14 protein-coding genes are annotated in these 20,480 nt (G+C 75.5%); 13 read left to right on the forward strand and 1 reads right to left on the reverse strand.

Going from position 1 to position 20,480, the window contains the following annotated elements; all coding sequences use genetic code 11:
• The first annotated feature begins 13 nt into the window (after positions 1 to 13).
• From ACFYXU_RS11100 to ACFYXU_RS11150, 11 genes are all read left to right on the forward strand, one after another.
• Positions 14 to 1,012 (forward strand): carbohydrate ABC transporter permease, encoded by a 999-nt coding sequence (locus ACFYXU_RS11100; protein WP_376508112.1) that lies wholly within the window; start codon positions 14 to 16, stop codon positions 1,010 to 1,012.
• Positions 1,013 to 1,015: 3 nt separating this feature from the next.
• The gene (locus ACFYXU_RS11105; protein ID WP_389457376.1) at positions 1,016 to 1,900 is read left to right on the forward strand and encodes a carbohydrate ABC transporter permease; all 885 of its coding nucleotides are present in this window, start codon (positions 1,016 to 1,018) and stop codon (positions 1,898 to 1,900) included.
• A gap of 3 nt (positions 1,901 to 1,903) precedes the next feature.
• Complete coding sequence (locus tag ACFYXU_RS11110; RefSeq protein WP_389457378.1) at positions 1,904 to 3,169, forward strand: 6-phospho-beta-glucosidase; 1,266 nt, start codon at positions 1,904 to 1,906, stop codon at positions 3,167 to 3,169.
• Positions 3,166 to 4,149, forward strand: coding sequence for an N-acetylglucosamine kinase (locus ACFYXU_RS11115; RefSeq protein WP_389457587.1), 984 nt, complete (start codon positions 3,166 to 3,168; stop codon positions 4,147 to 4,149). The genes ACFYXU_RS11110 and ACFYXU_RS11115 overlap by 4 nt, the downstream gene beginning before the upstream one ends.
• Positions 4,150 to 4,445: 296 nt before the next feature.
• Complete coding sequence (locus ACFYXU_RS11120) at positions 4,446 to 5,870, forward strand: hypothetical protein (RefSeq protein WP_389457381.1); 1,425 nt, start codon at positions 4,446 to 4,448, stop codon at positions 5,868 to 5,870.
• Positions 5,871 to 5,881: 11 nt separating this feature from the next.
• On the forward strand, positions 5,882 to 7,012 hold the full coding sequence (locus tag ACFYXU_RS11125) for a glutamate ABC transporter substrate-binding protein (RefSeq protein WP_389457383.1): 1,131 nt from the start codon (positions 5,882 to 5,884) through the stop codon (positions 7,010 to 7,012).
• A gap of 53 nt (positions 7,013 to 7,065) precedes the next feature.
• Entirely contained in the window at positions 7,066 to 8,361 is a 1,296-nt protein-coding gene (locus ACFYXU_RS11130; RefSeq protein WP_389457385.1) for a hypothetical protein, read from the forward strand.
• Positions 8,362 to 8,420: 59 nt separating this feature from the next.
• A complete protein-coding gene (locus tag ACFYXU_RS11135) occupies positions 8,421 to 10,979 on the forward strand; it encodes a tetratricopeptide repeat protein (RefSeq protein ID WP_376508176.1) in 2,559 nt (852 codons plus the stop codon).
• A gap of 2 nt (positions 10,980 to 10,981) precedes the next feature.
• A complete protein-coding gene (locus ACFYXU_RS11140; RefSeq protein WP_389457387.1) occupies positions 10,982 to 12,478 on the forward strand; it encodes a protein phosphatase 2C domain-containing protein in 1,497 nt (498 codons plus the stop codon).
• Positions 12,479 to 12,534: 56 nt separating this feature from the next.
• Complete coding sequence (locus ACFYXU_RS11145; RefSeq protein WP_361393536.1) at positions 12,535 to 13,860, forward strand: VWA domain-containing protein; 1,326 nt, start codon at positions 12,535 to 12,537, stop codon at positions 13,858 to 13,860.
• Between the two features lie 41 nt (positions 13,861 to 13,901).
• Positions 13,902 to 15,452 carry an FHA domain-containing protein gene (locus ACFYXU_RS11150; protein WP_389457389.1) on the forward strand — a complete coding sequence of 517 codons (1,551 nt, stop codon included), beginning with the start codon at positions 13,902 to 13,904 and terminating at the stop codon, positions 15,450 to 15,452.
• Between the two features lie 10 nt (positions 15,453 to 15,462).
• On the opposite strand, the gene ACFYXU_RS11155 is transcribed toward ACFYXU_RS11150, so the two are convergent.
• Positions 15,463 to 16,425, reverse strand: coding sequence for a methyltransferase domain-containing protein (locus ACFYXU_RS11155; protein WP_389457391.1), 963 nt, complete (start codon positions 16,423 to 16,425; stop codon positions 15,463 to 15,465).
• 139 nt (positions 16,426 to 16,564) lie between these two features.
• On the opposite strand from ACFYXU_RS11155, the gene ACFYXU_RS11160 reads away from it, so the two are divergent.
• Entirely contained in the window at positions 16,565 to 16,969 is a 405-nt protein-coding gene (locus ACFYXU_RS11160; protein ID WP_329855104.1) for a globin, read from the forward strand.
• Between the two features lie 162 nt (positions 16,970 to 17,131).
• On the forward strand, positions 17,132 to 20,479 hold the full coding sequence (locus ACFYXU_RS11165) for an FtsX-like permease family protein (RefSeq protein ID WP_389457393.1): 3,348 nt from the start codon (positions 17,132 to 17,134) through the stop codon (positions 20,477 to 20,479).
• Position 20,480: the final 1 nt, after the last annotated feature.

Genomic DNA, 20,480 nt, shown 5'->3' on the forward strand with positions numbered 1-20,480 from the left:
CGGTCACCCGCCCATGAGCACCGACACCCTGCCCGCGCAGGGGACGGCCGCCCCGGCCGCCCCCTCCCCGGAGGCGCGCAACACCCTGCGGTCCAAGCGCCGGCGCGACGCCCTGCGCACCGCGCTGTTCATGTCGCCCTGGCTGATCGGATTCGGCTTCTTCTTCGCCTATCCGCTCGTCTCCACGCTGTACTTCTCGTTCATGCGCTACGACGGCCTCAACGCGCCGACCTGGCGGGGCCTGGACAACTGGTCGTACGTCTTCGCGGACTTCCCCCAGTTCTGGCCGGCCCTGGAGAACACCCTCTGGCTGGCCGTCGTGATGGTCTCCTGCCGGGTCCTGTTCGGCCTCGGCATCGGCCTCCTGATCACCAAGATCAAGACGGGTGCCGGGGTCTTCCGGACCCTCTTCTACCTGCCGTACCTGGCCCCTCCGGTGGCCGCCACGCTCGCCTTCGTCTTCCTGCTCAACCCCGGCACCGGGCCGGTCAACTCGCTCCTGGAGGCGGTCGGCGTCCCCGCGCCCTCCTGGTTCAACGACGCGGACTGGGCCAAGCCGGCCCTCACGGTCCTCGCCGTGTGGGGCGTCGGCGACCTCATGGTCATCTTCATGGCCGCCCTGCTCGACGTGCCGAAGGAGCAGTACGAGGCCGCCGAACTCGACGGCGCGTCCCCCTGGCAGCGCTTCCGCTACATCACCCTGCCGAACATCTCGCCGATCGTGCTCTTCGCGGTCGTCACCGGAGTCATCGGCGCGATGCAGTACTACACGCAGCCGATCGTGGCCTCCAAGGTCGCCTCGGGCGTGATGGGCGGCTCCGGCGTCACCTTCGTCCCCGGCTATCCGGACGACTCCACGCTCACCCTGCCGCAGCTCGTCTACAGCCTCGGCTTCAGCCAGTTCAACTACGGCGCCGCCTGCGTCGTGGCGCTGGTGCTCTTCGCACTCTCCATGGCCTGCACCGCCCTGCTCATGCGCAGGCGCGGCGGCCTGATCGGCTCGGGTGACTGAACCATGACGACCGCGACCGCCCCCCTGCGGGCCGACACGAGCCCCGCCGCGAAGCGGGCCCGCCGCAAGGCCCTGCTGCACTGGATCGCCGTGCACGCGCTCGGCATCGCCGCCGCGCTGTTCTTCGTGCTCCCCTTCGTCTTCGTCCTCCTGACCTCCCTGATGAGCGACCAGCAGGCGCTCACCCGGGACCTGACGCCGAACTCCTGGCACTGGGAGAACTACGTCCGGGTCCTCCGGACCGACGGCTTCCTCACCTGGTGGGGGAACTCCCTGCTGTACGCCGGACTCGGCACCGCGCTCGTCGTGGTGTCCTCGGTCCCCGTGGCGTACGCCCTCGCGAAGTTCCGCTTCCGGGGCCGGCACCTGTCGCTGCTGCTCGTCATCGCGATGATGATGCTGCCGCCGCAGGTCGTGATCATCCCCATGTACCTGTTCTGGGCGCAGCAGATGGACCTCTCCGGCACGCTGTGGCCGCTGATCGTCCCGATGGCGTTCGGCGACGCCTTCTCCATCTTCCTGCTGCGCCAGTTCCTCCTGACGATCCCCGACGAGTACGTCGAGGCCGCCCGGATCGACGGCTGCGGCGAGTTTCGCACGCTGATCCGGATCGTGCTCCCGATGGCGAAGCCGGGCATCGCCGCCGTGGCCCTCTTCCAGTTCTTCGCCTGCTGGAACGACTACTTCGGGCCACAGATCTACGCCTCGGACAACCCGGGTGCCTGGACGCTCAGTTACGGCCTGGAGTCCTTCAAGGGCGCGCACCACACCGACTGGAACCTGACCATGGCCGCGACCGTCCTGGTCATGGCCCCCGTGATCCTCGTGTTCTTCTTCGCGCAGAAGGCGTTCGTCGAGGGAGTCACACTGACCGGAGTGAAGGGCTGAGAGATGAAACTCGCTGTCGTGGGGGGCGGCTCGACCTACACCCCCGAGCTGATCGACGGATTCGCGCGGCTGCGCGACACCCTGCCCATCACCGAACTCGTCCTGGTGGACCCGGCCGCCGAGCGGCTGGAGCTCGTCGGCGGACTGGCCCGGCGGATCTTCGCCCGGCAGGACCACGACGGGAAGATCGTCACCACCAGCGACCTCGACGCCGGGGTCGAGGGCGCCGACGCCGTCCTCCTCCAGCTGCGGGTCGGCGGGCAGGCCGCCCGCGAGCGGGACGAGACCTGGCCGCTGGAGTGCGGCTGCGTCGGCCAGGAGACCACCGGCGCCGGCGGCCTCGCCAAGGCGCTGCGCACGGTCCCGGTCGTCCTGGACATCGCCGAGCGGGTCCGGCGCGCCAACCCGGACGCCTGGATCATCGACTTCACCAACCCCGTCGGCATCGTCACGCGCGCGCTGCTCCAGGCCGGGCACAAGGCCGTCGGCCTGTGCAACGTGGCCATCGGCCTCCAGCGGAAGTTCGCCGGGCTGCTCGGCGTGGCCCCGTCCGAGGTCCACCTCGACCACGTCGGGCTCAACCACCTGACCTGGGAGCGGGCGGTACGCCTCGGGGGGCCCGAGGGCGAGAACGTCCTGCCCCGGCTGCTCGCCGAGCACGGCGACGCCGTCGCCGACGACCTGCGCCTGCCGCGCCCGGTCCTCGACCGGCTCGGCGTCGTCCCCTCGTACTACCTGCGGTACTTCTACGCGCACGACGAGGTGGTCCGGGAGCTCGGCACGAAGCCCTCGCGCGCGGCGGAGGTCGCGGCGATGGAGCGCGAACTCCTGGAGATGTACGGGGACCCCGCGCTCGACGAGAAGCCGGCGCTGCTCGCCAAGCGGGGCGGCGCCTTCTACTCGGAGGCTGCGGTGGACCTGGCGGCCTCGCTGCTGGGCGGCGGGGGGTCGCCGTACCAGGTGGTGAACACGTACAACAACGGCACGCTGCCGTTCCTGCCGGACGACGCCGTCGTCGAGACGCAGGCCTCGGTCGGCTCCGGGGGCGCCGTGCCGCTGCCGGTCGCGCCGGTGGACCCGCTGTACGCCGGTCTGATCGCGCACGTCACCGCCTACGAGGACCTGGCCCTGGAGGCGGCGCTGCGCGGGGGCCGCGACCGGGTGTTCAAGGCGCTCCTCGCGCATCCGCTGGTCGGACAGTACGACCGCGCCGACGGGCTCACCGACCGGCTGATCGCGCACAACCGGGAGCACCTCGCGTGGGTGTGAAGCTGAACGGCACGCTCCTCGCGGTCGACGCGGGGAACAGCAAGACCGACGTCGCGGTGATCGCCCCGGACGGCACCGTCCTGGGGTCGGCGCGCGGCGGCGGGTTCCAGCCGCCGGTGGTGGGGGTGGGGACGGCGGTCGACGGGCTCGCCGAGATCGTGGGCCGGGCGTGGGACGCGGCCGGCGGCGCCGGGCTCTCTCCCGCGTTCGCGCACGTCACGGCCTGTCTCGCCAACGCCGACCTGCCCGTGGAGGAGACCGCGCTCCAGGAGGAGGTGCTCGGCCGGGGCTGGAGCCGGTCCGTACGGGTCCACAACGACACCTTCGCGATCCTCCGGGCCGGGCTCGACGAGCCGCGGGGCGTCGCCGTGGTGTGCGGGGCCGGGATCAACTGCGTCGGGATGACGCCGGACGGGCGGACCGCGCGCTTCCCCGCGATCGGGAAGATCTCCGGGGACTGGGGCGGCGGCGGCGGACTCGCCGACGAGGCCCTGTGGTGCGCGGCGCGGGCGGAGGACGGGCGGGGCCTGCCGACGGCCCTCGCCGACGCGCTGCCCGCACACTTCGGCCTGGGGTCGATGTACGCGCTGATCGAGGCGCTGCACCTGGGCCGGATCGCGGTGGGGCGGCGGCACGAGCTGGCGCCGGTGCTCTTCGCGGTCGCGGCCGGGGGCGACCCGATCGCGCTGTCTCTGGTGCACCGGCTCGCCGAGGAGGTCGTCGTCATGGCGGCGGTCGCGCTGCGCCGGCTGGGGCTGCACGAGGAGGAGGCCCCGGTGATGCTGGGCGGCAGCGTGCTCGCCGCCCGCCACCCGCAGTTGGAGGACCGGATCCGCGAACTCCTGGCGGAGCGGGCGCCGAAGGCCACGATCGGCTTCGTGACCGCGCCGCCGGTCCTCGGGGCGGGACTGCTCGCCCTGGACGAGGCGGCCGCGGGCCCTGCGGCGAAGGCCCGGCTGCGGGAGCGGTACGCGGACTGAGCGTGCGGCGGGTGCGGGGTGTCCGGTCGGAGCGACGGGACGCCCCGCACGCATGTTCACCTGTTCGAGCGAGCTGCGGAGGGGAACCGATTCCGGCCCGAAGGCGTATTCAAGGTGAGGGGGTTCGCCTACTGGGACACGGGAGGCATGGGGCACGATAGGCACAAGATCCAGTCAATCCCGGTGTGCGGACGGCCCCCTGAGGCCATACTGCTGGCCGGGTGCTCCTCCACCGGAACCGGTCCCGCCGGCCGCCGGCCGGACGGGCCGACGTCAGCGACCGAGGGGGAGGTCCAGTGACACACCCGCCGAACGCGCCCGCTCCGGCGGCGCGGGGCACGGCGCCGGCACCCGCGCGCCCGGGATCGGTGCCCGCGCAGCCGTCGCCCGCGCCCGCCGCCGCGCCGCCCGCCGGCCGGGGTGCCTGGGCCGTGGGCCGGGAGCGGCTGCGGGAGGCCGCGACCACCGAGCCCGGCCGGCTGCGGATCCTCGGGGCCGTACTGGCGCTGCTCGTCGTCGCGTTCGGGGCGGTCACCGCCCTGGAGGTCACCGACCGGGCCGCCGCGGCCGACGACGTGGTCGGCCGCAGCCAGCCGCTGAGCGCCGACGCGGCCGCCGTCTACCGCTCGCTCGCCGACGCCGACACCACCGCCGCCAGTGGCTTCCTCGCGGGCACCCTGGAGCCCGCGGAGTCCCGCGCGCGGTACACCCGCGACATCACCACCGCCTCCCGGCTCCTCGTCAAGGCCGCGGCGAACACGGACGGTTCGTCGGCCTCGGCCCGCGAGATCGCCACCCTCAACGAACAGCTCCCGCGCTACACGGGCCTGATCGAGCGCGCCCGGGCCGCCAACCGGCAGGGCCTGCCGCTCGGCGGCGCCTACCTCCGGTACGCCAACCAGCAGATGTCCACCTCGCTGCTGCCGGCCGCCGAGCGGCTGTACGCGGCGGAGACCGAGCGGCTGCGGCGGGACGACGACGCGGCCCGCACCCGGCCCCTCCTGTCGCTCGCGCTCGGACTGCTCGCCCTCGGCGCCCTGCTCTGGGCCCAGCGCCGGACGTACGTCCGCACCCACCGGGTCTTCAACCACGGGCTGCTCGCCGCCACCGCCGCCACCGTGGTCGTCCTGCTGTGGCTCGCCGCCGCGCACACCGTGACGCGGAGCGGGCTCGACAGCGCCCGGGCGCACGGGCAGGAGTCCCTCCAGGTGCTCAACACGGCCCGGATCAGCTCCCTCACCGCCCGCGCCAACGAGAACCTGACCCTGGTCGCCCGGGGCGCCGTCCTCGCCGAGGACGGCAAGAGCGACAAGTACGAGACGGACTACACCGCGAGCATGGGCTCCCTGACGGCGGCGCTCGCCCGGGCCCGCGAGCTCGCCGACGACGACGCCGGGCGCGGCCCGGTCGACGAGTCCTCCGCGCACGCCGCCGAGTGGCGGGAGCGCCACAAGGACGCCCGGGCCAAGGACGAGGCCGGCGACTACGAGGGCGCCCTCGGCCGGGTCGTGGGCGCCAAGGACTCCACGGGCCGTTCCTTCGACGAGGTCGACGCGGCCCTGGAGAAGGCCCTCGCGCACGAGCAGCGGGAGTTCACCCGCTCCGCCGGGGAGGCCCGGGACGCGCTGACCGCGCTCCCGCTGGGCGCGGCGGCCCTCGGGATCCTGGGCGCGGCGGGCGCCGTGCTCGGCATCAACCGCAGACTGTCGGAGTACCGGTGAGAGGGGGCGGGATGCCGAAGGGCACGGACCCGCTGGTGCGGCGGACGGCGAGCGGCACGGCCCCGCACGGACCGGGGGCGGCGCGCGGCGGCGACCCGCACGCGTCGGGGGCGGCGCGCGGCACCGGCTCCCGGGCGCGGCGGGCGGCCGGGCGGCTGCGGGGCTGGGGCGGGGTGGCCGCGATGGCCGTGGCCTGCGGGCTCACCGCCTCGCTCACCCTGCTGCCGCTCGCCCAGGACGGCGGCGCGGCGGCGGCCGCGCCGCGCACGGGCGGCACCGGCGTCGGGACGGGCGTCCAGGTCAAGGCCGACACCTGCGCGCACCCCGAGGCCTCCCTGACGCCCTCGTCGGCGGACGGCCCGTCGGTCCGGGCGATCAAGGAGCGCGGGAAGCTGATCGTCGGCGTCGACCAGTCCAGCTACCGCTGGGGCTACCGGAATCCGGAGAAGGGCGTCCTGGAGGGCTTCGACATCGACCTCGCCAAGGCCATCGCCAAGGACCTCCTCGGCGACCCGGACGCGATCATCTTCCGGACGATCCCCACCAACCAGCGGATCGCCGCCCTGGACAGCGGCAAGGTCGACCTCGTCGTGCGCACCATGACGATCAACTGCAAGCGGATCGAGCAGGTCGCCTTCTCCACCGCCTACTTCCGGGCCGGGCAGCAGGTGCTGGCGCCGAAGCTCGACCGGAGCATCACCGGCTACGACTCCTCGCTGCGCGGCAAGCGGGTCTGCACCGCCGAGGGCTCCACGGCCTACGACGCCCTGGAGGAGAAGTCCTTCGGCGCGGTCTTCAAGGACGAGGGCGACGGCACCAAGGCCGACCCGGACCTGCTGACCGTCCCCAACCAGCTGGACTGTCTGGCCAGGCTCCAGATGGGCGAGGTCGACGCCGTCGTCACGGACAACGCCCTGGCGGCCGGGCAGGCCGCGCAGGACCCGGCGGTCGAGCTCAAGGGCAGGCCGTTCACCGAGGAGTACTACGGGGTGGCGGCCAAGCTGGGGAACGACGACCTGGTCCGCCGGGTGAACCAGGTGCTGGTGGGCTACCGGCAGGGCCCCTGGCAGAAGGCGTACCGGGACTGGCTGGAGAAGGACCTGCCGGGGATACCGGGGCCGCCCGCCCCGCTGTACAAGTGACCGGCACGCGCCCCGAAGGAACCACCCCGAACACGAAGCGGAAGGACGGACCGATGGGCGTCACGGGACCCCCCGGGCCGGTGATGGACCGGGACGAGGCGGACCGTGCGCTGGCGCGGCTCGGCGCCGAGCACAAGGCGGTCGAGGACTCCCTCCTCGCGCTCCAGGACCACGCGGGCCGCAGGCTGCTCGAAGGGGCGGAGCTGACCGGCACGACGCGGGACCGCTGGGCGGCCGCGGAGCGGACCATCACCTTGCTCTGGACCTGCTTCGACGTGTACACCGGCGCCCTGCGGGAGGCACGGGAGGTGCGGGCGCGGCGCCGCTGGCCCGGCCGGGAGGAGCTCGTCGAGCTGACCGACCGGCTGCGCGGCGACACCGTGATCGTCCCGGGCGGGGCCGCCGAAGGTGCCCTGCTCACCGAGCGGTTCAGCCTGGAGGGCCTCGTCCGGCGGATGAACGAGCTGTACGCCTCCTCGCTCGACCTGGTCGTCACCGCGGACGCCGTCTGGTCGGCGCTGCCCGCGCGGATAGACCTGCTCGCCGCCGAGCTGGGCCGGACGCGTTCGCTGGCGCACTCGGTCGGCGTGCGCCCCGGGGAGCACCCGGCGGGGGACGAGCTGGAGGCGATCACGGCCGAGCTGACCGCGCTGCGCTCGCAGGTCGTGACCGATCCGCTGGCGTTCTGGCGTCCGGCGGCGGGGAGTTCGGCGCCCGGCGGCGGGCGGCCCGACACCGAGCGGTACGACCGGGCCGCGCGGGCCCTGGAGGAGATCCGGCGCGAGATCGAGGCGGTCCTCGCGGTCCGGCAGGACTCCGAGGACCGGCTGCTGCGGCTGCGGGACGTGCTCTCGCGGGCGGACCGGACGCTCGCCGAGGCGCGGTCGGCGCGCGGCGAGGTCCTGGCGAAGATCGCCGCCTCCGAGGTGCCGGCGGTCAGCGGGCCGCCGATCGTGCTCCAGGAGCGGCTCGCGGCGGCCGCCGAGTACCGCCGGCACGCCCAGTGGCACCGGCTCTCCCCGCTCCTGGAGTCCCTGGAGCGGGAGGCGGAGGACGAACTGCTGCGGGCCCGCGAGTCGCTGACGGCGGTCACCGCGCCGCTCGCCGTGCGGGCCGAGCTGCGCGGCCGGCTGGACGCGTACAAGGCGAAGGTGGCGCGGCTCGGCGCGGCGGAGGACCCGCTGCTCGTCGAGCGGTACGACGCGGCGCGCCGGATGCTGTGGAGCGCGCCCTGCGACCTGCGGGTCGCGGAGCAGGCGGTGCTGCGCTACCAGCAGGCGGCGGCGGACGTGCTGTCCGGGCCGAGGGACACGCGGGGCGCGGGAGACGCGGGAGGACGACAGTGGTGAGCGGGGAGACGGGCGTGGGGAGCTGTCAGCGTCCTTCGTGCGAGGGCGCGTACGAGGACATGGGGGGCGGCGAGCTGTACTGCGACACCTGCGGGCTCGCGCCGGTCGTCGCGCCCGGGGGCCTGATCGGGTCGACGCCGACCGGGATGGCCGTGCCCGGACGGGGGACGGGAGGCGTCGGGGGGCCGGACTCCGGTTCCTCGCGCAGCGGTTCCCGTGCCTCCTCGCGCGCCTCGTCCCGCTCGTCGACCTCGCGGCGCTCGGTCTCCGGACGGCTGTCGCGCTCGGTCTCCGGCACCTCCACGGGCCGCTCGGTGTCGGTGCGCAGCTCGGGTACGTCGACCGGGCAGTCCGCCCGGAACCGGCTGGGCGCGGGTCTTGTGACGATCCCCGAGGTGCCTCGGCCGGACCCGCGGGGCGCGGTCATGGAGAACGCCGAGGTGCCCGAGCGGAAGCGTTTCTGCTCCCGTTCGGACTGCGGTGCTCCGGTGGGCCGTTCGCGGGGGGACCGGCCGGGCCGCACGGAGGGCTTCTGCACCACGTGCGGGCACCCGTACTCGTTCGTGCCCAAGCTCAGGGCCGGGGACATCGTGCACGGCCAGTACGAGGTCGCGGGCTGCCTCGCGCACGGCGGGCTCGGCTGGGTCTACCTCGCCGTGGACCGTGCCGTCTCCGACCGGTGGGTGGTCCTCAAGGGCCTGCTGGACACCGGCGACCAGGACGCCATGGCCGCCGCGATCTCCGAGCGCCGCTTCCTCGCCGAGATCGAGCACTCGAACATCGTCCGCATCTACAACTTCGTCGAGCACCTCGACCAGCGCACCGGCTCGCTCGACGGCTACATCGTCATGGAGTACGTCGGCGGGAAGTCGCTCAAGGAGATCGCCAACGACCGGCGCACCCCGGACGGCCGGCGCGACCCGCTGCCGGTGGAGCAGGCCTGCGCGTACGGCATCGAGGCCCTGGAGGCGCTGGGACACCTCCACAGCAGGAACCTGCTGTACTGCGACTTCAAGGTCGACAACGCCATCCAGACCGAGGACCAGCTGAAGCTCATCGACATGGGCGCGGTCCGGCGGATGGACGACGACGAGTCCGCGATCTACGGCACGGTGGGCTACCAGGCGCCCGAGGTCGCGGAGGTCGGCCCCTCGGTCGCGAGCGACCTGTACACGGTGGCCCGCACGCTCGCCGTGATGACCTTCGACTTCCAGGGCTACACGAACGTCTTCGTGGACTCGCTGCCCGACCCCGAGCACATCGCGGTCTTCCGGACGTACGAGTCGTACTACCGCTTCCTGGTCCGCGCGACCGACCCGGACCCGGCCCGCAGGTTCGCCTCCGCGCAGGAGATGGCGGAGCAGCTGACGGGGGTGCTGCGCGAGGTCGTGGCCCTCCAGTCGGGGCGTCCGCGTCCGGCCCTTTCGACGCTGTTCGGCACGGAGGTGCGGGTCACGGACACCACGCTGTTCGCCGAGCTGACGGGGGACGTGTCGCTGCTCGGCGCCGCTCGCCGGGGGCGCGGGCGGTCGGGCACGACGCCGGGCGGACCGCCGCCGGGTGGGGTGCCGGGCGCGGTGCCGGGGCAGGTGGCGCCCGGTGGGGTGCCGGGGCAGGCGGCGGTCGGCGCGGTGCCGGGGCAGGTGGGGCCCGGCGTGGCCGCGCTGCCCGGTCCCGGGCTCGGCGGGCTGCTCGCGCCGGTCGACGCGCCCGCCACCGCGCTCGCGCTGCCCGTGCCGCGCGTCGACGCCGCCGACCCCAACGCCGGTTTCCTGGCCGGTCTCGCGGCCGCCGCCCCCGGCGAGCTCCTCGGGGCGCTCCAGGGCGCGCCCGCCCCCTCCGTCGAGCTGCGGCTGCGCACCCTGCGGGCCGAGCTGGAGCTGCGGGACCTGCCCTCGGCCGCGCGGACCCTGGCCGGTCTGGAGGAGCGGGACCCGGACGACTGGCGGGTCGTCTGGTACCGGGGCGTCGCCTCCCTGGTGACCGGGGACCACGAGCACGCCGCGCTCGCGTTCGACGCGGTGTACGACGCCTTCCCGGGCGAGCCGGCGCCGAAGCTGGCCCTCGGGATCTGCGCCGAGGTCCTCGGGCAGCTGGACAACGCCGCCGAGTACTACCGCCTGGTGTGGGCGACGGACCCGAGCTTCGTCAGCGCGGCCTTCGGGCTCGCCCGGGTGCGGCTCGCGGCGGGCGACCGCACCGGAGCCGTGCGGGCCCTGGAGTCCGTGCCGGAGGCGTCGATCCACTACACGGCGGCGCGGGTCGCGGCCGTGCGGGCGCGGCTGCGCAGGCGCCCGGCGCGGGAGCCGCTCGGCGCCGATCTGACGGCGGCCGCCGCGCAGGTCTCCGCGCTCCAGGGCTTCGGTCTGGACGCGGTGCGCCGGGAGAGGTTGTCGACGGAGGTCCTCGGGACGGCCCTCGACTGGGTACTCTCCGGTAGTCCCGGTGCGGCACCGGACGGCGGCGCGCTGCTGCTCGGCAGTGAACTGGACGAGCGCGGACTGCGCTTCGGCCTGGAACGCTCGTACCGGGTGCTGGCCCGGCTCGCCCAGCAGGGCGAGGAGAGGATCGAACTGGTGGAGCGGGCCAACCGCTTCCGCCCCCGGACGTGGGTGTGAGGATGTCCCAGAAGCCGAAGCCGTCGCACGGACTCGCCGCCTGCCCGGGCTGCGCGGAGCCGCTGGATTCGGGTGACCGGTTCTGCGGGGCGTGCGGCTACGACCTGTCGGCCGCACCGGCCGCCGAGTCCGGTGCCGATCGCCCCACGGTGGCGATCGGCACGCCGGTGGCCTGGCCGGCCGCGCCGTCGCGCGACCCCGGTTCGCTCTCGACGGCGACCCAGCACCCGGGCGACCTCCCGGGCACCGACTCCGGCGGCCACGACCTCCCGGCCACGGAGGTCCGCACGGACGTCCCGGTGCCGGCACCGGCGGAGACCGGAGCACCCGGTGCGCCGGGCGCACCGACCGGGACCACGCCCGCACCCGCCGCCACCCCGGGGACTCCCGCGCCCGGGGCTCCCGTGTCGGGGACTCCCGCGCCCGGGGCCCCCGTCGCCGCCCCCGGCGGGGACTTCGAGCTGGCCGCGCCCGATCCGCGTACCGCCGTGCGCGCGGATCCCGCTCCGGCTCCGGTCCCGGTCCCGGCCGCCGCACCGGTCGCGCCCGCCCAGGGCACGCCCGCCGCGGGCGGACCCTCGCTCTGCGTGGCCTGCCGGGCCGGGCGGGTGGACTCCGACGGGTACTGCGAGAACTGCGGGCACGCCCAGCCGCGCGAGCGCGACCACATGGAGCGGGAGGTCACCGGCGTGGCCGCCGTCAGCGACCGCGGGCTGCGCCACCACCGCAACGAGGACGCCTTCGCCGTCTCCTCGACCACCCTGCCCGACGGCTCCCCCGCCGTCGTCGCGATCGTCTGTGACGGCGTCTCCTCCGCGACCCGTCCCGACGAGGCCTCCGCCGCCGCCGCCGAGGCCGCCGGAGCCTCGCTGCTCGCCGCGCTCCCCCGGGGCACGCATCCGCAGCAGGCGATGCACGAGGCGATCGTGGCCGCCGCCGAGGCCGTCAACTCCCTGGCGGAGGAGCCCGGGCAGGAGGGCGCGGAGCACGATCCGCACCGCCACCGCAACGCGCCGGCGTGCACCCTCGTCGGCTCCGTCGCCGCCGCCGGCCTGCTGGTCGTGGGCTGGGTCGGCGACAGCCGCGCCTACTGGGTGCCGGACGACCGCAGCGCCCCGCCCGCCCGGCTCACCGAGGACGACTCGTGGGCCGCGCAGATGGTGGCGGCGGGCCTGATGAACGAGGCCGAGGCGTACGCGGACGAGCGCGCCCACGCGATCACCGGCTGGCTCGGCGCCGACTCCTACGAACTGGACCCGCACACGGCCGCGTTCAAGCCGGACCGGTCCGGTGTGGTGGTGGTCTGCACGGACGGCCTGTGGAACTACGCCGAGGGCGCCGACGACATGGCCCGGATCGTCCCGGCCGACGCGGCCGACCGCCCGCTGCACGGCGCCCAGGTCCTCGTCGGCCACGCCCTGGACGGCGGCGGCCACGACAACATCACGGTCGCGCTGGTCCCGTTCACCGTCACTCCCCGAGGGGCAGGATCCGCCTGAGAGCGGTCGCCGATCCCCGCCCCCTTCACCGTCGTTGCCCGAGGAGCCCGAAACAGATGGCGAACTTCTCCAAGCCGACCGCGCCCCGGTTCTCGGTGGACGTCTACCAGAACGAGTTCCTGCCCGAGGGCGGCCGGGACGTCAGCGCGATCGTCACCGTCACCTCGACCGGGGGCGGCACCACCGGGGGCTTCGCGAGCGGCGGCCCGGCCGCCGCCGGCGTCGTCCTGATGGTCGACTGCTCCGGTTCGATGGACTACCCCGCCACCAAGATGCGCGGCGCGCGCGAAGCGACAGCCGCCGCCGTCGACACCCTGCGCGACGGCACCCGCTTCGCCGTCGTCGCCGGGACGCACCTGGCGAAGGAGGTCTACCCGGGGAACGGCGGCCTCGCCGTCGCCGACGCCCGCACCCGCGCCGAGGCCAAGGAGTCGCTGCGCCGGCTCTCGGCCGGCGGCGGCACCGCGATCGGCACCTGGCTGCGGCTCGCGGACCGGCTGCTCTCCTCCGCCGAGCTCACCATCCGGCACGGCATCCTGCTCACCGACGGCCGCAACGAGCACGAGACGCCGGAGGAGCTGCGCGCCGCGCTCGACGCCTGCGCGGGCCGCTTCACCTGCGACGCGCGCGGGGTCGGCACGGACTGGGAGGTCAAGGAGGTCACCGGGATCGCCTCGGCGCTCCTCGGCACCGCCGACATCGTCGCGGACCCGGCCGGGCTCGCGGCCGACTTCACGGCGATGATGGAGCACGCGATGGGCAAGGGCGTCGCGGACGTCGCCCTGCGGCTGTGGACCCCGGTCGGGGTCGAGATCCTCTTCGTGAAGCAGGTCGCGCCGACCGTCGAGGACCTCACCGGCCGGCGCACCGAGGCCGGGCCGCGCGCCGGGGACTACCCGACCGGCTCGTGGGGCGACGAGTCCCGCGACTACCACGTGAGCGTCCGGGTCCCGCAGGCGGCGGTCGGCCAGGAGATGCTCGCCGCCCGGGTCTCCCTGATCGCCCCGGACCCGGCGGGCGGCGACCCGCGCCCGCTGTCTCAAGGGCTGGTACGGGCGGTGTGGACGGACGACCTCGCGATGTCGACGTCGATCAACCCGCAGGTCGCGCACTACACGGGCCAGGCGGAGCTGGCGGATGTCATCCAGCAGGGTCTCGATGCCCGCAAATCGGGCGATCGTGACGGAGCGACGGCCAAACTGGGCCGTGCCGTGCAGCTCGCGGCGGCCTCGGGCAACGCGGATACGGCGAAACTGCTTTCGAAGGTGGTCGACGTGGTCGACGCGGCGACCGGTACTGTGCGTTTGAAGGCGAAGGTCGCGGAAGCGGACGAGATGACACTCGAGACCCGCTCCACCAAGACCGTTCGTGTGAAGAGGTAGCCCGGTCACCGGGCCGGACGACGAGAGGGGGAAGCACCGACATGCCTACCTGCCCGAACGGACACCAGTCGGTCTCCGACGACTGGTGCGAGGTCTGCGGCCACCGCATGGCCGGGGCGGGTGCGCCGACGGGTGCCGTACCGCCGCCTCCCCCGCCGCCGCCCCCCGCGTACGGATACCCCGGCCCCGACGCGGCCCCGGCCGGCCCGCCCCCGCCGCCCGCGTACGGATACCCCGGCGGTCCCGACCGGAGCCCGGCAGGCCCGCCGCCGCCCCCCGCGTATGGCTACCCCGGCCCCGACAGCCCCGACCGGAGCCCCGCGGGCCCGCCGCCCGCGTATGGCTACCCCGGTCCCGACGGTCCGGACCGGAGCCCGGCCGGACCGCCGCCTCCTGCGTACGGATACCCCGGCCCCGACGGTCCCGGCCGGTCCCCGGCGGGTCCGCCGCCGGGTGCGCCCGGCGGTCCGGGCGGTTACGGCGCGGGTGCTCCCGGCGGCTTCCGCCCCGGTGGCGACCCGAACGCGACGGCCCAGGCGGAGCTCTGCCCGCAGTGCCGCACGCCCCGCGAGCCGATGGCGCCCTTCTGCGAGGAGTGCCGCTGGAACTTCCTCACGAACACGGCGACCTCGTACACGCCGGTGGCTCCGCACAACGCGCCGCCGAGCACCCCGCCGCAGCAGCCCGGGCCGCCGCCCGGCATGAACCTGCCGCCGGGCTTCCAGTCCTCGCCGCCCTCCCCCGGGCAGCAGCCGCCGCAGCAGCCCGATCCGTTCGGCTACCAGGGCTCGCGGCCCTCGCAGGTGAACCGCCCGGCCGAGCCGCTGGGCGCCGAGCCCACGCACCACCAGGCCCCGCCGCAGCGCCCGCAGGCGCAGCAGCCGCAGGGCCCGCCCGCGTACCTCCAGGCCCCGGCCCAGGCTCCGGCACCGCCCGCGCCGCCGCAGCCGCGCGCGGACGACGACTGGGTCCTGTCGCCGCCCTCGCAGCACCCGGCGCCCCAGGCGCCCCCGCAGCATCCGGGCCCGCAGGGACAGCCGCCCCACCAGGCGCCGCAGCCGCCCCCGCACCAGGGGCCCCCGTCGCACATGGGTCCCCCGTCGCATCAGGGGCCTCCGTCGCACCAGGGGCAGCAGCCTCCGCAGCAGTTCCAGCCGCCGCAGCCGCCCCCGCAGCCGCAGCGGCCCCAGAGCTGGACGGCGGTCATCGGTCCCGACCGCGAGTACTTCATGGCGATGATGCAGCGCAGCGGCCCGGAGGCCACGGGCCTCAACCTGCCCGCGTACTCGCCGGACAAGCACCTGCCGCTCCAGGGCAACCAGGTCTCCATCGGCCGCCGCCGGCACTCCACCGGCGAGTCCCCCGACATCGACCTGTCGGTGCCGCCGGAGGACCCGGGCGTCTCGCACCAGCACGCGGTGCTCGTGCAGCAGCCGGACGGCTCGTGGGCGGTGGTGGACCAGAACTCCACCAACGGCACCACGGTCAACGGCGGCGAGGAGCCGATCCAGCCCTACGTCCCCGTCCAGCTCGAGGACGGCGACCGGGTGCACGTCGGCGCCTGGACCACGATCACGATCCGCGCCTCCTGACCGGACGGTCTCAGCCCAGGGGCCAGGCGTACGGCCCCGCCGGGTCGTCCAGCCAGGCCCACTGGCGTCCGCCGTCGACCGTCACCCCGAAGCGCTCCCGCTCCGGCCGCCCCTCGCGCAGCCAGAGCGAGAGCGCTTCGCGCCGGTCGAGGGTCCCGGCGACGAGCCCCCACAGGAAGAGGAAGCGCTCGTCCCCGGCCGGGCCGTGGCGCGGCGGGGGCCGCCCCGGCCCCCGCGCGGCCGTGCCCCGGAGCGCCACGAAGTAGGCGGAGGTCGCGAGGAAGCGCCCCTCCGCGTGTCCGGCGTCGCGCACCCGCAGCAGGATCAGCCCGGTGGACAGCGGGGCAAGGACCAGCGCCCCGGGGCGGCACTGGGCGAGCCAGGGGTACGGCACCGAGGGCACCGCGCAGGTCGCCACGATCCGGTCGTACGGGGCGTGCTCGGGGCAGCCGCGGGCGCCGTCGGCGGCGAGCACCGCGGGCCGGTGGCCGACCGCGGCCAGATGGGTCCGGGCGGTCTCGGCGATCTCCTCGTCCAGGTCGACGGTGGTGACGTGCTCCGCGCCGAGCCGGTGGCAGAGCAGGGCCGCGTGGTAGCCGCTGCCCGCGCCGATCTCCAGGACGTCGTGCCCGTCGCGCACGTCCAGGGCGTCGAGCATCAGCGCCATCAGCGAGGGCTGGCTGGCGGAGGAGACCAGCTCGCCGTCGCGGACCCGGGTGGCGACGGCGGTGTCCGCGTACGCCCCGCGCAGCCAGCGGTCCCGCCGGGCCGGCTCGGGGGCGCCGGACCAGAGCCGCTCGTAACCGCCGGGCGCGGAGACGTAGTAGTAGGGGACGAAGAGGTGCCGGGGCACCTCGGCGAAGGCCGCGCGCCAGGCGGGGTCGGTCAGCAGCCCCTCGGCCTCGATCTCCCGCACGAGCGCGTGCCGCCGCCGCGCGCCGGCCTCCTCGTACTCGTCCCGCAGCGCACCCATGCCCCTACTCTCCCGCCGTCCGGCGCCGCGGGCGAGCCCCCGTACGGGGGTTCCGGGTCTCCGGTCCCCCGGGCGCGGGCCCCGTCCGGAGAGTCCTGAGCCTCCAGTCCTAGGACCGGGCATCTGAGACGATGGAACGGTGAACGAGATTCCCGGGGAAACAGTGCAGGAGCAGACCTTCTACGAGCAGGTCGGCGGCGAGGACACGTTCCGCCGGCTGGTCCACCGCTTCTACGAGGGCGTCGCGGCGGACCCGCTGCTGCGGCCGATGTACCCCGAGGAGGACCTCGGTCCGGCCGAGGAGCGCCTCGCGCTCTTCCTGATGCAGTACTGGGGCGGTCCCCGCACCTACAGCGACCACCGCGGCCACCCCCGGCTGCGCATGCGGCACGCCCCCTTCACCGTGGACCGGGCGGCGCACGACGCCTGGCTCCGGCACATGCGCGACGCCCTGGACTCGCTCGGTCTCGCGCCGGAGCACGAGAGCGAGCTGTGGCGTTATCTGACGTACGCGGCGGCGTCGATGGTGAACACCGCCGGCTAGCCGCCCGGCCCCACAGCGGCAGCGGCAGCACGGACGGAAACGTTCCGGACACGGAACGCCGAATAACGGTCACGATCCCATCAAGGTCCGCCAGGAAGCGGTTTCCAGCGGCGCGTGCCCTCTGAAAGCATCCGAGAAACTTCAGCGGGTCCAGGGGGATGGGTGACGGGGTTCGTATTTCTGCGCGTCAGGGCGCACCGGCTGCTGCTCGCCGCGGCGCTGCTGGCGGTGCTCCTGACGACCTCGGTGCTCGCGACCCTCGCCGCCTTCTCCGGTGCGATCGGGGACGCCGCGCTCCAGGCCGGGCTCCGGGGCCGGTCCGCGGCCGCCGCCTCCCTGCTCGTGAGCGGACAGGTCCCGGCGCAGAAGCGGGACAGCGCCGAGGCGGCCGTCGAGGACGGCATGCGGCGGACCTTCGACGGGCTCCCGGTGACCGTGCGACGGCTCGAACGCTCGGGGCCGTACGCGCTGCCCCGCACCCTCCAGCCACCCGCCGCCCGGAAGGGCGACCCTGACCTGACACAGTTCGCCGCGCTCGACCGCTCCAGGCTGACCCTGGTGAAGGGCGCGTGGCCCTCGTCCGCCAGGACCGGCGGCGTGGTCGAGGCGGCGCTGCCCGAGGAGGCCGCCCGGCGGCTCAAGGTCGCCCCCGGCACCGTGCTCGACCTCACCGACCGGCTGGAGAACCGCGTCCTGAAGGCCCGGATCACCGGCGTCTACCGGCCCGTCGACACCTCCGACCTGTACTGGCAGCTGGACCTCGCGGGCGGCCGGGGCGTGCGGACCGTCGCCTTCACCACGTACGGACCGCTCCACGTCGACCCGGCCGTCCTGGCCGCCGGCGCGCTCAGCTCCGGCGACACCTCCTGGCTCGGGTCCGCCGACTACACCGGCTTCACCACCGACCGGATGGACGCCCTGCGCGCCGCGGCCACCGAGGGCCCGAAGCAGCTGGCCGCGTCCACGGACGCCTTCGGCACGACGATCTCCGCCACGACCGCGCTCCCCACCGTCCTCGACCAGACCCGGCGGGCGCTGCTCGTCTCCCGCTCCACCCTCCTGATCGTCGCCGTCCAGCTGGTGCTGCTGGCCGCGTACGCGCTGCTGCTCGTCGCCCGGCTGCTCAGCACCGAGCGCTCCGGCGAGACGGCCCTGCTGCGGGCCCGCGGCGGCTCCCGGCGCCGCATCGCCGGACTCGCCGCCGTCGAAGCCCTGCTGCTCGCCCTGCCCGCCGCGCTCGCCGCCCCGCTCCTCTCCGGGCCGCTGACCGGGCTCTTCGCCGCGCGGTCGGCGCTCTCCGAGCTGGGGGTCCACCTCGACACCTCGCCCTCGCCCCAGGTGTGGCTGGTCGCCGCCGCCGTCGCCCTGTGCTGCGCGGCGGCCGTCGTCGCCCCCGCGCTGGCCGCCGGGGACGGCTCCGTCGTCTCGCTGCGCAAGGCCCGCGCGGCGGCGCTGCCCGCGCCGGTACGGGCCGGGGCCGACCTCGGCCTCCTGGTCGTCGCGGCCGTCGCCTACTGGCAGCTCCAGCGTCCCGCCGCCGCGGGCGGCACCCTCGGCGCGGACGAGGCGGGCGGCGGCTCCGTCGACCCGGTGCTCGTCGCGGCGCCCGCGCTCGCCCTCCTCGCCGGCACCGTCCTGACGCTGCGCCTGCTGCCCCCCGCCGCCAAGCTGGCCGAGCGGCGCGCGGCCGCCGGACGCGGGCTCTCCGCGGCCCTCGCCGGCTGGCAGTTCAGCCGCCGGCCGCTGCGCGGCGCGGGCCCCGTCCTCCTCCTCGTCCTCGCCGTGGCCATGGGCATGCTCGCGATCGGGCAGAGCGGCTCCTGGCAGCGCTCGCAGCGCGACCAGGCCGACTTCCGGATCGGCACGGACATCCGCGTCCTCGGCGCGGGCCCCGGCGAGCCGACGCAGACCGAGCGGCTCGCCGCCGTGCCGGGCGTCGAGGCCGCCGCCCCGGTCCACCGCACCTCCCTGGACGTCGCCGGAAAGAACGCCACCGTCCTGGCCGTCGACACCCGCAACGCGCGCGGCCTGCGGCTGCGCTCCGACCTCTCCGGCGTCCCGGCCCCGGCCCTGCTCGCCCCGCTGACGCCCGGGGCCGCCGCCCGCCCCGGGCTGCCGCTGCCCGCGGGCACCCGCACGCTCGCCGCCGACCTGCGGCTGTCCCGGGCCGCCGACATGGCCGAGACGCGGGTCACGGCCGTCCTGGAGGACCCGACCGGCATCCCGTACCGGCAGGCCCTGGGCCAGCTGCCCCCGGACGACCGCACCCACCGGCTGACCATCGACCTCGGCGCGCTCACCGCCGCGCCCGGCGCCGACGGCAGCCGCGGCTCGGACGGTCTGCTCACCCTCACCGGCCTGGAGCTCACCGGCACCGTCCCCGACGGCCTCAAGACCACCCAGACCCTCCGCCTGGAGCGGCTCACCACGGTGAGGGCCGACGGCACCGCCACGGACCACGCGCCCGGCCGGATCCTCGGGAGCTGGGCCTCCGGGTTCGAGCAGTCCAACGGTGACGTCGGTGCCTCCGTCGCCCGCACCGGCTCCGCCGGAGCCGTCGGCCGCCCGGCCCCGTACTCCGTCGCGTACCCGCTCGTCGGCATCCCGCCGAACGTCTTCGACAGCCCGCCGGACTTCACCCTGCGGATGGACGCGCCCGCCCCGAAGGCGCCGAAGCGGCTCACGGCCGTCGCCACCGACGCCTTCATGCGGGCGAGCGGCGCCGCGCCCGGCGACCAGGTCGAGGTCGGCGTCGCCGGCCGCCGGCTCGCCGTCACCGTCGAGCGGGTCGTCGAGGAGCTGCCGACCACCGGCCCCGGCGCCGTGACCGACTCCGTCGCCGCAGCCTCCGCCACCCCCGAGGACGGCGGCGCGATCCTCCTCGACCTGGCCGCGGTCAACCAGTTCCTCGCCGCCGACTCCGGCGGGACCGCGACCCTGCCGCCCACCGAGTGGTGGCTCACCACCGCCCCCGGCCGCGCGGACGAGGTCGCCGGCGCGCTGCGCGCCCGCTCCGACACCGACCCGTCCCAGGTCCTCGTACGCGACGAGGTCGCCGACGAACTCCTCGGCGACCCGCTCGGAGCCGGCCCGAACGCCGCCCTGATGGCGGTCGCCGCGGCCGCCGCCGCGCTCGCCGCCGTCGGCTTCGCCGTCGGCTCGGCCGGCGCGATGCGGGAGCGGTCCGCCGAGTTCGGCGTGCTGCGCGCGCTCGGCGCGCCGCGCCGCAGGCTCGCCCGGCTCGTCGCCGCCGAACAGGGCCTCCTCATCGGCATCGGCCTGCTCGTCGGCATCGGCCTCGGCACCGTCCTGGCCCGGGCCGTCGTCCCGCTCGTCGTCCTCACCGGCCAGGCCGCCCGGCCCGTCCCGCCGGTCCTCGTCGAACTGCCCCTCGGCCACGTGGCCCTGCTCGTCGCCGGCGTCGCCGCACTGCCCCTGGTCATCGTCGCCGGGATCGCCCTGCGCCGCACCGATCCCGCCGTGACCCTGCGCCACCAGGGGGACCACTGAT

It is taken from the genome of Streptomyces sp. NPDC002232 (assembly GCF_042890295.1).
GTDB lineage: Bacteria > Actinomycetota > Actinomycetes > Streptomycetales > Streptomycetaceae > Streptomyces.

What these genes read in the sequence shown, in the direction of transcription:
- ACFYXU_RS11100 (WP_376508112.1), top strand. Translation starts at nt 14, where the DNA reads ATGAGCACCGACACCCTGCCCGCGCAGGGGACGGCCGCCCCGGCCGCC.
- ACFYXU_RS11105 (WP_389457376.1), top strand. Translation starts at nt 1,016, where the DNA reads ATGACGACCGCGACCGCCCCCCTGCGGGCCGACACGAGCCCCGCCGCG.
- ACFYXU_RS11110 (WP_389457378.1), top strand. Translation starts at nt 1,904, where the DNA reads ATGAAACTCGCTGTCGTGGGGGGCGGCTCGACCTACACCCCCGAGCTG.
- ACFYXU_RS11125 (WP_389457383.1), top strand. Translation starts at nt 5,882, where the DNA reads ATGCCGAAGGGCACGGACCCGCTGGTGCGGCGGACGGCGAGCGGCACG.
- ACFYXU_RS11130 (WP_389457385.1), top strand. Translation starts at nt 7,066, where the DNA reads ATGGGCGTCACGGGACCCCCCGGGCCGGTGATGGACCGGGACGAGGCG.
- ACFYXU_RS11135 (WP_376508176.1), top strand. Translation starts at nt 8,421, where the DNA reads ATGGGGGGCGGCGAGCTGTACTGCGACACCTGCGGGCTCGCGCCGGTC.
- ACFYXU_RS11140 (WP_389457387.1), top strand. Translation starts at nt 10,982, where the DNA reads ATGTCCCAGAAGCCGAAGCCGTCGCACGGACTCGCCGCCTGCCCGGGC.
- ACFYXU_RS11145 (WP_361393536.1), top strand. Translation starts at nt 12,535, where the DNA reads ATGGCGAACTTCTCCAAGCCGACCGCGCCCCGGTTCTCGGTGGACGTC.
- ACFYXU_RS11150 (WP_389457389.1), top strand. Translation starts at nt 13,902, where the DNA reads ATGCCTACCTGCCCGAACGGACACCAGTCGGTCTCCGACGACTGGTGC.
- ACFYXU_RS11155 (WP_389457391.1), bottom strand. Translation starts at nt 16,425, where the DNA reads ATGGGTGCGCTGCGGGACGAGTACGAGGAGGCCGGCGCGCGGCGGCGG.